At 64.8% G+C, this 12,295-nt stretch carries 15 protein-coding genes; 10 read left to right on the top strand and 5 right to left on the bottom strand.

Going from position 1 to position 12,295, the window contains the following annotated elements:
- Positions 1 to 48 precede the first annotated feature (48 nt).
- Positions 49 to 255, top strand: a complete 207-nt coding sequence (locus HZF03_RS13545) for a hypothetical protein (RefSeq protein WP_012496141.1) — start codon at positions 49 to 51, stop codon at positions 253 to 255.
- Between the two features lie 40 nt (positions 256 to 295).
- The gene (locus HZF03_RS13550) at positions 296 to 697 is read left to right on the top strand and encodes a nucleotidyltransferase family protein (protein ID WP_119017722.1); all 402 of its coding nucleotides are present in this window, start codon (positions 296 to 298) and stop codon (positions 695 to 697) included.
- Between the two features lie 16 nt (positions 698 to 713).
- On the opposite strand, the gene HZF03_RS13555 is transcribed toward HZF03_RS13550, so the two are convergent.
- From HZF03_RS13555 to HZF03_RS13575, 5 genes are all read right to left on the bottom strand, one after another.
- On the bottom strand, positions 714 to 1,583 hold the full coding sequence (locus HZF03_RS13555; protein WP_165858098.1) for a DUF6602 domain-containing protein: 870 nt from the start codon (positions 1,581 to 1,583) through the stop codon (positions 714 to 716).
- Positions 1,535 to 1,954, bottom strand: coding sequence for a cupin domain-containing protein (locus HZF03_RS13560; RefSeq protein ID WP_179906166.1), 420 nt, complete (start codon positions 1,952 to 1,954; stop codon positions 1,535 to 1,537). The genes HZF03_RS13555 and HZF03_RS13560 overlap by 49 nt, the downstream gene beginning before the upstream one ends.
- A 239-nt stretch (positions 1,955 to 2,193) precedes the next feature.
- A complete protein-coding gene (locus HZF03_RS13565; RefSeq protein WP_119017724.1) occupies positions 2,194 to 2,763 on the bottom strand; it encodes a hypothetical protein in 570 nt (189 codons plus the stop codon).
- 309 nt (positions 2,764 to 3,072) lie between these two features.
- A complete protein-coding gene (locus HZF03_RS13570; protein WP_119017725.1) occupies positions 3,073 to 3,273 on the bottom strand; it encodes a type II toxin-antitoxin system RelE/ParE family toxin in 201 nt (66 codons plus the stop codon).
- Between the two features lie 36 nt (positions 3,274 to 3,309).
- A complete protein-coding gene (locus HZF03_RS13575) occupies positions 3,310 to 3,597 on the bottom strand; it encodes a hypothetical protein (protein WP_119017726.1) in 288 nt (95 codons plus the stop codon).
- 347 nt (positions 3,598 to 3,944) lie between these two features.
- On the opposite strand from HZF03_RS13575, the gene glyA reads away from it, so the two are divergent.
- From glyA to HZF03_RS13615, 8 genes are all read left to right on the top strand, one after another.
- A complete protein-coding gene (glyA, locus tag HZF03_RS13580) occupies positions 3,945 to 5,243 on the top strand; it encodes a serine hydroxymethyltransferase (protein WP_011158275.1) in 1,299 nt (432 codons plus the stop codon).
- Between the two features lie 102 nt (positions 5,244 to 5,345).
- Positions 5,346 to 5,828: a transcriptional regulator NrdR gene (gene nrdR, locus HZF03_RS13585; RefSeq protein ID WP_011158276.1), complete on the top strand. Its 483-nt coding sequence runs from the start codon at positions 5,346 to 5,348 to the stop codon at positions 5,826 to 5,828.
- Complete coding sequence (gene ribD, locus HZF03_RS13590; protein WP_119017727.1) at positions 5,825 to 6,994, top strand: bifunctional diaminohydroxyphosphoribosylaminopyrimidine deaminase/5-amino-6-(5-phosphoribosylamino)uracil reductase RibD; 1,170 nt, start codon at positions 5,825 to 5,827, stop codon at positions 6,992 to 6,994. The genes nrdR and ribD overlap by 4 nt, the downstream gene beginning before the upstream one ends.
- Before the next feature lie 10 nt (positions 6,995 to 7,004).
- On the top strand, positions 7,005 to 7,613 hold the full coding sequence (locus HZF03_RS13595) for a riboflavin synthase (protein ID WP_012496147.1): 609 nt from the start codon (positions 7,005 to 7,007) through the stop codon (positions 7,611 to 7,613).
- Between the two features lie 130 nt (positions 7,614 to 7,743).
- Positions 7,744 to 8,235, top strand: a complete 492-nt coding sequence (ribH, locus tag HZF03_RS13600; protein ID WP_119017728.1) for a 6,7-dimethyl-8-ribityllumazine synthase — start codon at positions 7,744 to 7,746, stop codon at positions 8,233 to 8,235.
- Positions 8,236 to 8,240: 5 nt separating this feature from the next.
- Complete coding sequence (nusB, locus tag HZF03_RS13605; RefSeq protein WP_011158280.1) at positions 8,241 to 8,765, top strand: transcription antitermination factor NusB; 525 nt, start codon at positions 8,241 to 8,243, stop codon at positions 8,763 to 8,765.
- Positions 8,766 to 8,967: 202 nt separating this feature from the next.
- Positions 8,968 to 9,939: a thiamine-phosphate kinase gene (gene thiL, locus HZF03_RS13610; protein ID WP_119017734.1), complete on the top strand. Its 972-nt coding sequence runs from the start codon at positions 8,968 to 8,970 to the stop codon at positions 9,937 to 9,939.
- Positions 9,940 to 10,169: 230 nt separating this feature from the next.
- Positions 10,170 to 12,290: a sodium-translocating pyrophosphatase gene (locus tag HZF03_RS13615; protein WP_119017729.1), complete on the top strand. Its 2,121-nt coding sequence runs from the start codon at positions 10,170 to 10,172 to the stop codon at positions 12,288 to 12,290.
- Positions 12,291 to 12,295: the final 5 nt, after the last annotated feature.

Here is a 12,295-nt window from a genome sequence, read left to right on the forward strand (position 1 = left end):
TCGCGCTGCGCTACAACGCGGGCGACGACACAACGAACGATGGACGACATGGACAAGAAGGCGATGCGCGAAGAGGCCGAACGGCTGATGCGCGAGGCGATGGCGAACCGCAACGTCACAGTGAAGCAGGGCGACACCGTGATCAACACCACCTGCGGCAAATGCGGCGCGCCGAACAAGGTCAAGGCGCCGAAGGGCGTCACCCGCGTGGCCTACGTCTGCAAGGAATGCGGGGCGAAGCAGGAGACGCTGTGAGTCCAGCGGTAGCCCGGATGAGCACCACGACATCCGGGATATGCCGGCGATCCAGTCGCCGAGCTCAGGTCGCAAATTCACCCCGGCGTTGCGACCCCGATCTGTTACCGTAAGTTATGGTGAGAGAGCGATCGAACTCGCAAGACCTTCCGAAGCCATCGCGGAGCACTGCGGTCGGCTGGGCGAGATCCTGAGCGAGTTCGTCAAGACCAATCCGCGCCTGTTCGGCTCGGTCGCCTGCGGCGAAGGTATTCGCCGGAGCGATCTCGACATTCTGGTCGATGCCGCCCCGACGACCTCGCTCTACGACCTCGCCCGTACCGAGCAGGCGCTCGAAGCGCTGCTCAGTTGCCGCGTCGAGATCGTCACCGCCAGCCTGCTCACTCCGGACCTTGCCGCCCGCATCCAGACCAATCTTGTGCCGTCGCACTGTGATCTATAGCGACACTCTTGAAGATCTATTGATCCGCTTTTGCGTAAGCGACTAACCCGAGTTCTGGTGAATCCGCGAAGGTGCGTTTCCGAAAGGAGACAAATCCCGGGCGCTGCTTCCCTGAACCGCGAGTTTCGTCATAATATACGGAGAGCAAGCTCTGAAGTAAGCGTTGAAGTGCGATGTGTGGCTCTTGACGACAATCGACGGCCACGTATTTGGCGCTGTTATCGCGGCCATGTTCGATTCGATTTTTGAAGATGCACGTCCGAGCCAGTACCGATGCCTCGTTGAGCATTGCATCAAAAGATTGCCCCGAGTGCGTTCTATGTATTGCCTCGAAGATCCGCCGGTTGAGCGTGTCGTCGTTGTCATCGTCAGATGAGAATGCGAATAGTCCGGTGTAAGGACCACGTCGCTTTCTTTGAAAACAAAGATCTGCGACCTGCTTCAAAGTCCCTATCTCGCCTTCGATGTCCTTTCTATAGAGTGTCTTTTTCACCGAAACGAGTCCAATCACTCCCTCCGGGGGGACGATGCAGAACTCTTCGAACTGCTCAAAAATTGGATAGGCATCAAAGTCATATACTATAATATCGATCTGACGACTGTGGCGATCATGATGCTCAGTTACTCGCTCAAGATTCTGTATGCCTGTCTTAGTGGCAGGGCACAACACAAAGCCTGAGACTGCGCGGAGATTCCTGGGTAGGTGCTTGTTGAGAAAAGACCGCAGCAGACTTTCTATGTATCGGCCTTCCTCGCCGGGGTGCGCAGCGCCTCTTGCGGACGGGCGGGGCAACAAAGTTTCGATAATTCGGTAGCGTTCGAGAAGGGTGCTCGCCTCTATTTGAAAGAAGTTGCGAACTCGCAATCCCTTTTGTGAGTCCTCCATAGTTCTACGCTCCGCAGAAAATGAGGCCTGCCATCGTTTGAAATGATGTCGCGGTTCCAATTTGTTGCCAAGCTATTTCGTTTCAAAGGTTCTGATTTGTTCTTAGTCATCACCACTCCCTGCGGCGCCGTGAAGGTGTCGTCCACGACATTACCGGCGTTGCGAACTTCGGCGGGCTCAAAGATCGTCACTTCGACTTCGTCGTCGACCGCGGTGCAGTGCTCGATGCCGCGCGGGACCACGGTGTAGTCGCCAGGCCCATATCGACGACGTGGTCGCCAAACTCGACACGGAAGCGGCTTCCAGACCAGAAACATCTCGTCGCAATCCTCGTGCAGGTGCCACGGAAACACGCCCTGGATCTTCACCACTTCAGCTCCTAGCCGTTGAGGCAGGCGATCACCTTCGGACGCCAGTGCTCTGAGAATGACGAGAACTTCGTGGCGATCGTGCCTTGCTGAATCACTCGGCGGCTCCTTGTTGCTGAGGGATCGATGGCGTCAGCTCTAGCATCGCGCCGGACGCGATTTTCACTTGCTCCGGCCAGTTGTGGCTCAACAAAGCGGGAGGAGAACTAGCGATCAAGCCCGCATAGATTCGTGGATCTGGGCTACGCTGGTGCGGTCGCGCCCGCAGTCTCACTGCGGCGCTTCAGGCCGGCGAGGATGCGGCGGCGGATCAGGCCGCTGAACGGGCGGACGGCGTACCAATACGGCAGCAGCTTCAGGCGAGCGCTACGATCGGGGCAGAAGGCGCGGGTCTCGGTCGTCAGGCGAATGCGGCCGTCGCTTTGCGCATCGGTCGCGAAGTTGAGCGCGAGCTTGACGTAGCCGGCGCGCTGAAACGCGGCGAAAGCAGCGCCGTCAGGAATGCGGGCGAGGCCGAAGTCGGGACGCCAGAATTGGCCGACCAGTCCGAACACCACTTCGCGGTCGTCGTGCTCCAGCAGGGTGAAGTCGTCGATGCCGAAAACCTTGGGCGAGACTTGCCCGCCGCCGCCGAACACGCGCGCGGCGCGCATCGGCAGTTCGCGCAAGGTGATCATCAGGCGGAAGAACGGATCATCTTCCGGCCGGAAGCCGAGAATTGCGGCCAGCACCTTGTCGCCCGGCGCGTCGACCAGGACGGCGTGACGCTCGTTGAAGCTGAACGCCGGCACGTATTTGTCGATCAGCGCCATTGAACGGCTCGGGGTCTTTTTGCGGTCAGCATGGGCGATCTCCGATCCGAGCGGCGAGGGGATGGCGCGGGTGCGTCCTGGTCTGGACACATCGCCGTTGATCGTAGCCGGTTGCGCTCCTGTCGAGATCCCGTCAAACGCTAAGTTCGGCGATCAGCTTTGCCGAGTGGCAGGCTTTCGACTCGCGGCCCCCACCCCCGACCCCTCCCTGCAAGGGGGAGGGGAGTTGGACAGGTCATGCCGGTTTGTTTGTCAGTAAGCCGAGCCAGCGATGCCACGATCAACTCTGCGTCACGCTAACGCCACGGCTCACGTCCGCGCCTCGCGACCGTGCCAAACCCGCAGGACGTAACAGGCCGATCCGAACGGAACGACTCTTTGACGAATACTGTCGTCGCCGGTCGGACGATCGAGATTCGGAAAGTCTTCGAGGCGCTGAAGGGCAGCAAAGAGCGTGGAGATAGCGCGCTCGGCAGCGTCAGGGCTGTTCACCTCAAGAAAGTCACGCACGCGCTAAATCGTCGACGGCTTCCGGTGCGAACCGGATCATCCCACCAGTCGCGCCGATGGTCGTGGCAACTCTCTATCGGTGCCCCAGCTTTCGACCCAGGCCCGGACTTCGGCAATCGGCACCGCTTCACCGGTTTCCCGAAACCGGTCGAGACGCCGACGATCTTCAGCAACATCGGGAATTTCGATCTCGCCCACTGAGTCGAGCAGCGCGAGTGCTTTGGCGAGCACCGCTGCTTCGTCTTGACCACGCTCGGCCGCAAGCGCCCTCAAGCGCTCGTCGGTCGCCAAGTCGAGATCGAAGGTGCGGCGGATCAGGTTCATGGCGAAAAGCTAAGTCCGATGGGTGGCGCTGTCGAGGGCAGGGCGGGCCTGACCTGACATGAGACCTGGCTGGTCGACGGCCACGGCCCCCTCCGCAAAGGGAAAAGGGAGCTGGCAGAACCGCCGGTCGGCACAAAACCAGGAGTTTCGAGGCAGTTTGACTCCCCCTTCTGCAACTCTGTCGCAGCCACCATATCTGGGCGGGGCTGAGGCCGGATGCCGCAATGCATGGTTCAGATCCTTGGCCGGCGGGGGCGGATGTGCTATGGCCCAGCCGCCGCTTCCGAACCGCTATCCCGTAACCGCTCGCACCCGATGAACCGGCTGCGACGGTGGAGACTTTTCCCATGAGCACAGCCAATCCCGCGTCCGCGCCCGACAGCTTCTTCTCCGCCTCGCTGGAGCAGGCCGATCCCGAGATCGCCGCTGCGATCCGCGGCGAACTCGGCCGCCAGCGCCACGAGGTCGAGCTGATCGCCTCCGAGAACATCGTCAGCCGCGCGGTGCTGGAAGCGCAGGGCTCGGTGATGACCAACAAGTATGCGGAAGGCTATCCGGGCAACCGCTATTACGGCGGCTGCGAATTCGTCGACGTTGCTGAGAATCTGGCGATCGACCGCGCCAAGAAGCTGTTCGGCGCCAATTTCGCCAACGTCCAGCCGAACTCCGGCAGCCAGATGAACCAGGCGGTGTTCCTGGCGCTGCTGCAGCCCGGCGATACCTTCATGGGCCTCGATCTCGCTGCCGGCGGCCATCTCACCCACGGCGCCCCCGTCAACATGAGCGGCAAGTGGTTCAAGCCGGTGCACTATACGGTGCGCCGCGAAGACCAGATGATCGATATGGATGCGGTCGCCAAGCTCGCCGAGGAAGCCAAGCCGAAGCTGATCATCGCCGGCGGCTCGGCCTATCCGCGCGCCTGGGACTTCAAGCGCTTCCGCGAGATCGCCGACAGCGTCGGGGCTTATTTCATGGTCGACATGGCGCACTTCGCCGGCCTCGTGGCGGGCGGCGTCCATGCTTCGCCGGTGCCCCATGCCCACGTCACCACGACGACGACTCACAAGTCGCTGCGTGGCCCGCGCGGCGGCCTGATCCTCACCAACGATGAAGCGCTGGCCAAGAAGTTCAATTCGGCGATCTTCCCCGGCCTGCAGGGTGGCCCGCTGATGCACGTGATCGCCGCCAAGGCAGTGGCGTTCAAGGAAGCGCTGCAGCCCGACTTCAAGGTTTACACGAAGAACGTCGTCGAAAACGCCAAGGCGCTTGCGGAAACGCTGCGCTCGGCCGGCTTCGATCTGGTTTCGGGCGGCACCGACAACCATCTGATGCTGGTCGACCTGCGGCCGAAGGGGCTGAAGGGTAACGTCTCGGAGAAGGCGCTGGTCCGCGCCGGCATCACCTGCAACAAGAACGGTATCCCGTTCGACCCGGAGAAGCCGTTCGTGACTTCGGGCCTGCGCCTCGGCACCCCGGCGGCGACGACCCGCGGTTTCGGCGTTGCCGAGTTCCAGCAGGTTGGTCACTTGATCGCCGAAGTGCTGAACGCGATTGCACAATCGTCCGACGGCGCGGCGCCGCTGGTGGAAGCTTCGGTGAAGCAGCGGGTGAAGGAATTGACCGACCGCTTCCCGATTTATCAGTAACGATCAACGGCCCGTCATGCCCGGGCTTGACCCGGGCATCCATCTTCTTCGCAAGATGATGGATTGCCGGGTCAAGCCCGGCAATGACGTAGGGAACGAGCGATGCGCTGCCCGAACTGCAACAGCCTCGATACCCAGGTGAAGGATAGCCGGCCGACCGAGGATTCCTCGGTGATCCGGCGTCGGCGGGTGTGCATCGCCTGCAATTTCCGCTTCACCACCTTCGAGCGGGTGCAGCTCCGCGAGCTGATCGTGATCAAGCGCAACGGCCGCCGGGTGCCGTTCGATCGCGACAAGCTGATGCGCTCGGTGCAGATCAGTTTGCGCAAACGCCCGGTCGATCCGGAGCGGGTCGAGCAAATGGTGTCGGCGATCGTGCGCGAGCTGGAAAGCGGCGGCGAGGCCGAGATCTCGTCGGAGACGATCGGCGAGAGCGTGATGGATCATCTGCGCAAACTCGACGACGTCGCCTATGTCCGCTTCGCCTCGGTGTATCGTAACTTCCGCGAGGCCAAGGATTTCGAGGCCGTGCTCGGCGAACTCTCCCACGAAGACGAGGCGAGGGCGGCGCTGGTCCGCAAATGATCTTCCGCATCCTGGAGGAGCAGATCGGCCAGAAGCTCGCCGCCGAAAAGGCGGCCAAAGCCGGCGATTCCGCCGATCGCCGCTACATGCAATTGGCGCTGGCGCTCGGCCGGCGCGGGCAGGGGCGCACCGCGCCCAATCCCGCGGTCGGCGCGGTGCTGGTCAAGGACGGCGTGATCGTCGGCCGCGGCTGGACCCAGGATGGCGGCCGGCCGCATGCCGAGGTCGAAGCGCTGCGCCGTGCCGGCGATGCCGCCCGCGGCGCCACGCTATACGTCACGCTGGAGCCGTGCTCGCATCACGGCCGCACGCCGCCTTGCGCTGATGCGGTGATTGCCGCTGGAATCGCGCGGGTGGTGTCGGCGGTCGAAGACCCCAATCCGCTGGTCGCAGGCCAGGGCCACGCGCGGCTGCGCGCCGCCGGCATCGCGGTCGAGATCGGCGTCTGCGCCGAGGAGGCCGCGCGCGACCATGCCGGCCACATCCGCCGCATCCGCGACCGCCGCCCGCAGGTGACGCTGAAGCTTGCGGTGTCCGCTGACGGTAAGATCGCCGTCGCCGGCCGCAAGCCGGTCGCGATCACCGGCGAGGCCGCCAACGCCCGCACCCACCTGCTGCGCGCCCGCTCCGATGCGGTGCTGGTCGGGATCGGCACCGTGCTGTCCGATGATCCGGAGCTGACCTGCCGGCTCCCCGGGATGGCGGCTCAGTCGCCGATCCGGGTGGTGCTCGATCGGAGTTTGCGCATTCCCGCCGCCAGCAAACTGCTGCATTCGGCGCGCACCTCGCCGCTGTGGCTGATGGCCTCCGAGATCGCCGAAGCCGCCACGGCTGCTCGGCTCGGTGCGGCCGGCGCCGAAGTAATTCATGTCGCCGACTGCGCGGACACGCCGGGTCTCGATCTGCCGGCGGTGCTGCACGCGCTGGCCGACAAGGGTGTGACACGCCTGTTGGTCGAAGGCGGCGCCCGTGTTGCTGCCTCGCTGGTCGCCGGCGAACTTGCTGACGAGATCTGGCTGTGGCGCAGCGACAACGCGATCGGTGCCGATGGCATCGACGCGCTGCACGACCTGCCGCTGACGGCAATGACCGAATCACCGCACTGGCGCGTCCGCACTACCGAGCGCGTCGGCGCGGATACGCTCACCATTTACGACCCGAACTAAAAGGCACTCCATGTTCACCGGCATCGTCACCGACATCGGCGAGATCGAGACCGTCAAGCCGGTCGCGCAGGGCCAATTGCACCGGCTGCGGATCCGCTGCGCCTACGACCAGACGACCATCGCCGACGGCGCTTCGATTGCCTCGAACGGCATCTGCATGACAGTGGTCGGCTCCGGCACCGCAGGCGGCAAGACCTGGTACGAGGTCGATGCCGGCGCCGAGACACTGGCCAAGACCACGGCGAAAGCCTGGACCGCCGGCACCCGGCTCAACCTCGAGCGCGCGCTGAAGATCGGCGACGAGCTCGGCGGCCACATCGTCACCGGCCATGTCGACGGCATCGCCAAGGTGGTGGCGCGCGAGGAACTGCCCGACATGGCGCGGTTCACGCTGGAGACCAGCCGCGAGCTGGCGCGGTTCATCGCGCCGAAGGGCTCGGTGACGCTCGACGGCACCTCGCTGACGGTGAACACCGTCGAGGACACCAAATTCTCGGTGCTGATCATCCCGCACACGCTGTCGGCGACCATTTTGGGCGGCTGGCAGGTCGGCAGCGAGGTCAATATCGAGGTCGACCTGATGGCGCGCTATGCGGCGCGCCTCAGCGAGATGAAATAGCAACGCTCCCGTCATGCGCGGGCTTGACCCGCGCATCCATCCTCTTAACAAGAACGCGTCCGTCTATTCGCGAAGCAAGATGGATTGCCGGGTCGAGCCCGGCAATGACGGCAAACACCGGGACCTAAGAATGGCAGACGCGCGGCGCGCACCCCTGAAAGACCAGACCGACGTTTCGGGCGCGCGCGTCCTGATCGTCGAGGCGCGGTTCTATGACGACATCCAGGACGCGCTGTTGGAAGGCGCCGTCGCCGAGCTGAAGACCGCCGGCGCCACTCACGACGTCCTGACCGTGCCGGGCGCGCTGGAGATCCCGGCCGCGGTCGCGATTGCGATCGATTCCGCTGAAGCCGCCGGCAAGCCGTATGACGCGGCGATCGCGCTCGGGTGCGTGGTGCGCGGTGAAACCATCCATTTCGAGATCGTGTCGATGGAATCCGCGCGCGCCTTGATGGACCTCAGCGTCGCGCGAAAGTTTCCGCTCGGCAACGGCATCATCACGGTCAACACCGACGAGCAGGCCTGGGCGCGAGCGAAGCCCGGCGACCTCAACAAGGGCGGCGACGCCGCGCGCGCCGCATTGGCGATGCTGCGGATCAAACGCCGGCTGGCGAAGGCGTGATGCCGATGGCCGAGATCAACAAACCCGCGTTCAAAAAACCCGATCTTAAAAAGATGACGCCGAAAGGCGAGCGCAAGGCTAACCGGCGCGGCGCGGCGCGGCTCGCCGCTGTGCAGGCGCTGTACCAGATGGACATCGGTGGCGCCGGGATCAACGAAACCTTCGCCGAGTTCGAGAGCTTCTGGATCGGCAACGAGGTCGAGGGCGAGCAGTATCTGCCGGCCGAAGCCGCGTTCTTCCGCGATATCGTCGCCGGCGTGGTGCGCGAGCAGAAGCAGATCGATCCGTTGATCGACGATCTGCTCGCCCGCGGCTGGCCGCTGGCGCGGATCGACGCCATCCTGCGTGCGGTGATGCGGGCAGGGGCCTATGAGCTCGAACACCGCAAGGACATCCCGGCGCGCGTCGTCGTCTCCGAATATGTCGACGTCGCCCACGCCTTCGTCGAAAAGGACGAGACCGGCATGGTCAACGCCGTGCTCGACCAGATCGCGCGGCGGTTCCGCGAGGATGAGTTTACGCGTAGCTAGGCCAACCTCCACGGCCTAACCTCTCCCCGCGAGCGGGGAGAGGTCGACCGGCGCAGCCGGGCGGGTGAGGGGGCGCCTCCCAGGAGCCGATCCTTCGTGCCCGCATCGCCCCTCACCCCAACCCTCTCGCCGCAAGAGCGGGGCGAGGGAGCGCACGGGGCCGTGTTGATAGCTCGCCTGACCAAACGCATGGATGCCGCGCATGCCCTCCGGTGAAGACGATCTGATCGCGCGGTATTTCAAGCCTCTGGCGACCGATCCGGGCGCGCGGGGGCTGGTGGATGACGCTGCCGTCTTGGCGGCCACGGGCAGCGACCTGGTGCTGACCACCGACGCGATCGTCGAGGGCGTGCATTATCTTCCCGACGACCCGCCGGCGGCGATCGCCCGCAAGGCACTCCGGGTCAATCTCTCCGATCTGGCCGCCAAGGGCGCCGAGCCGGCCGGCTTTCTGCTGACGCTGGCGCTGCGCCAGGCCGATGAGGGCTTTTTGGCCCCGTTCGCCGCCGCGCTCGGCGAAGACGCCGTGGCGTTTCGCTGCCCGCTGCTCGGCGGCGATACGGTGTCGACTCCAGGCCCGATGATGATCTCGGTGACTGCACTCGGCCGGGTGCCCCCGGGCCGGATGGTGGCGCGCGACGCGCTGCGGCCCGGCGACGCGATCGTCGTCACCGGCACCATCGGCGATGCCGCGCTCGGGCTCGACCTGCTGCTGGGCCGGGCGACGGCGGCGACCGAGGCTGGCCGAGCGTTCCTGATCGATCGCTACCGGGTGCCGCAGCCGCGCTCGGCGCTGGCGCAAGCGGTGCGCGACTTTGCCGGCGCGGCGATGGACATCTCCGACGGGCTCGCCGGCGATCTCGCCAAGATGTGCGCCGCCTCCGGCGTCACGGCGACTCTCGACGCTACCGCAGTGCCGTTGTCGGATGCTGCACGTGCGATCGCGGGAACCGATGAGTCGAAGCTGGCGCGATTACTCAGCGGCGGCGATGACTACGAACTGCTTTGCGGCGTTGCACAAAGCAAATTGGATCAGTTCCTTGCTGCGGCGCAGCGGAGCCATGTGCAGGTGACAGTCATCGGCGTTGCCGAAGAGGGAACCAGATCGCCGCGTTGGCTCGGCACCAGCGGTGCTGAAATCCCGCTGCAGACGCTGTCTTTCAGTCACTTCTGACGCTTAGTCACTGGTATTCCGGCGCGAGAGAGGTCGCTGGAATAGACCGAAGGTAAGCGGAAAAGCCCAGCTTAGTCCCTTCGCAGCGATTGCGGAGCACCCGTGATTTTGGCAAGGTCCGCCGCGATTTGAGGCTGCCCCGCAAAAGAGGGCACGCCGTCTTGTTGCGCGCCCGCGTCGCTCCCGCAGCGCGGGCACGGGGGTGAAACTCGGGACTGAGGCAATCAGGTATGACAGCTCTATGGGTGATCGTGCTCTGCGGAGCGCTATCGATCGTATACGCCATCTGGGCGACCTCGTCGGTGCTCGCTGCCGACCAGGGCAACGCGCGGATGCAGGAAATCGCGGGCGCGGTGCGTGAAGGCGCGCAGGCCTATCTGAAGCGCCAGTACATGACCATCGCCATCGTCGGCGTGGTGATCTTCGCGCTGCTCGCTTACTTCCTCGGCATCCTCGTGGCGATCGGCTTCGCGATCGGCGCGATCCTGTCGGGCGCGGCGGGCTTCATCGGCATGAACGTGTCGGTGCGTGCCAACGTCCGCACCGCACAGGCAGCCACCACCTCGCTCGCCGGCGGCCTCGAGCTCGCCTTCAAGGCCGGCGCGATCACCGGCCTCCTGGTCGCCGGTCTCGCGCTGCTCGGCGTCACCCTCTACTTCATCTACCTGATCCACTTCGCTGGGCTGCAGGCCAACAGCCGCACCGTGGTCGATGCGCTGGTCGCGCTCGGGTTCGGCGCCTCGCTGATCTCGATCTTCGCCCGTCTCGGCGGCGGCATCTTCACCAAGGGTGCGGACGTCGGCGGCGACCTCGTCGGCAAGGTCGAAGCCGGCATTCCGGAAGACGATCCGCGCAACCCGGCAACGATCGCCGACAACGTCGGTGACAACGTCGGCGACTGCGCCGGCATGGCCGCCGACCTGTTCGAGACCTATGCGGTGACCGCGGTCGCCACCATGGTGCTCGCGGCGATCTTCTTCGGTTCGGCCACGCCCGACCAGCTGCAGAGCGTGATGACGCTGCCGCTCGCCATTGGCGGCATCTGCATCCTGACCTCGATCGCCGGCACCTTCTTCGTCAAACTCGGCGCCTCGCAGTCGATCATGGGCGCCCTGTACAAGGGCCTGATCGCCACCGGCGTGCTGTCGCTGATCGGCGTCGGCGTCGTCATCCACCAGTTGATCGGCTTCGGCCCGCTGCCCGGCGTGTCCTACACCGGTCTGGCGCTGTTCGAATGCGGCATCGTCGGCCTCGCGGTCACCGGCCTGATCATCTGGATCACCGAATACTACACCGGCACCGACTTCCGCCCGGTGAAGTCGATCGCCCAGGCCTCGGTCACCGGCCACGGCACCAACGTGATCCAGGGCCTCGCCATCTCGATGGAAGCGACCGCGCTGCCCGCGATCGTGATCATCGCCGGCATCCTGATCACCTACAGCCTTGCCGGCCTGTTCGGCATCGCGATCGCCACCACCACCATGCTGGCGCTGGCCGGCATGATCGTCGCGCTCGACGCCTTCGGCCCGGTCACCGACAACGCCGGCGGCATCGCCGAAATGGCCGGCCTGCCGAAGGAAGTGCGCAAGTCGACCGACGCGCTCGACGCCGTCGGCAACACCACCAAGGCGGTCACCAAGGGCTACGCGATCGGCTCCGCCGGTCTCGGTGCGCTGGTGCTGTTCGCAGCCTACAATGAAGACCTCAAGTTCTTCATTGCGCAGAAGTCGCCGTACTTCGTCGGCGTCGCCCCGGACTTCTCGCTGAACAACCCCTACGTCGTGGTCGGCCTCTTGTTCGGCGGCCTGCTGCCGTACCTGTTCGGCGCGATGGGCATGACCGCGGTCGGCCGCGCCGCCGGCGCGATCGTCGAGGAAGTGCGTCGCCAGTTCCGCGAAAAGCCCGGCATCATGAAGGGCACCGACAAGCCGGACTACGGCAAGGCCGTCGACCTTTTGACCAAGGCGGCGATCAAGGAAATGATCATCCCGTCGCTGCTGCCGGTGCTGTCGCCGATCTTCGTCTACTTCGCGATCTACGCGATCGCGGGCGGCGGCGCGGCCGGCAAGTCGGCGGCGTTCTCGGCGGTCGGCGCGATGCTGCTCGGCGTGATCGTCACCGGCCTGTTCGTCGCGATCTCGATGACCTCGGGCGGCGGTGCCTGGGACAACGCCAAGAAGTACATCGAGGACGGCCACCACGGCGGCAAGGGCTCCGACGCCCATAAGGCCGCGGTGACCGGCGACACCGTCGGCGATCCCTACAAGGACACCGCGGGCCCCGCCGTGAACCCGATGATCAAGATCACCAACATCGTGGCGCTCTTGCTGCTGGCGATCCTGGCGCACTGAGGCTT

The organism is Rhodopseudomonas palustris (assembly GCF_013415845.1).
Taxonomy (GTDB): Bacteria; Pseudomonadota; Alphaproteobacteria; order Rhizobiales; family Xanthobacteraceae; genus Rhodopseudomonas; species Rhodopseudomonas palustris_F.

What these genes read in the sequence shown, in the direction of transcription:
- nusB (WP_011158280.1), top strand. Translation starts at nt 8,241, where the DNA reads ATGGCCGAGATCAACAAACCCGCGTTCAAAAAACCCGATCTTAAAAAG.
- ribD (WP_119017727.1), top strand. Translation starts at nt 5,825, where the DNA reads ATGATCTTCCGCATCCTGGAGGAGCAGATCGGCCAGAAGCTCGCCGCC.
- glyA (WP_011158275.1), top strand. Translation starts at nt 3,945, where the DNA reads ATGAGCACAGCCAATCCCGCGTCCGCGCCCGACAGCTTCTTCTCCGCC.
- ribH (WP_119017728.1), top strand. Translation starts at nt 7,744, where the DNA reads ATGGCAGACGCGCGGCGCGCACCCCTGAAAGACCAGACCGACGTTTCG.
- nrdR (WP_011158276.1), top strand. Translation starts at nt 5,346, where the DNA reads ATGCGCTGCCCGAACTGCAACAGCCTCGATACCCAGGTGAAGGATAGC.
- thiL (WP_119017734.1), top strand. Translation starts at nt 8,968, where the DNA reads ATGCCCTCCGGTGAAGACGATCTGATCGCGCGGTATTTCAAGCCTCTG.
- HZF03_RS13550 (WP_119017722.1), top strand. Translation starts at nt 296, where the DNA reads ATGCCGGCGATCCAGTCGCCGAGCTCAGGTCGCAAATTCACCCCGGCG.
- HZF03_RS13575 (WP_119017726.1), bottom strand. Translation starts at nt 3,597, where the DNA reads ATGAACCTGATCCGCCGCACCTTCGATCTCGACTTGGCGACCGACGAG.
- HZF03_RS13565 (WP_119017724.1), bottom strand. Translation starts at nt 2,763, where the DNA reads ATGGCGCTGATCGACAAATACGTGCCGGCGTTCAGCTTCAACGAGCGT.
- HZF03_RS13595 (WP_012496147.1), top strand. Translation starts at nt 7,005, where the DNA reads ATGTTCACCGGCATCGTCACCGACATCGGCGAGATCGAGACCGTCAAG.
- HZF03_RS13555 (WP_165858098.1), bottom strand. Translation starts at nt 1,583, where the DNA reads ATGGAGGACTCACAAAAGGGATTGCGAGTTCGCAACTTCTTTCAAATA.
- HZF03_RS13545 (WP_012496141.1), top strand. Translation starts at nt 49, where the DNA reads ATGGACAAGAAGGCGATGCGCGAAGAGGCCGAACGGCTGATGCGCGAG.
- HZF03_RS13615 (WP_119017729.1), top strand. Translation starts at nt 10,170, where the DNA reads ATGACAGCTCTATGGGTGATCGTGCTCTGCGGAGCGCTATCGATCGTA.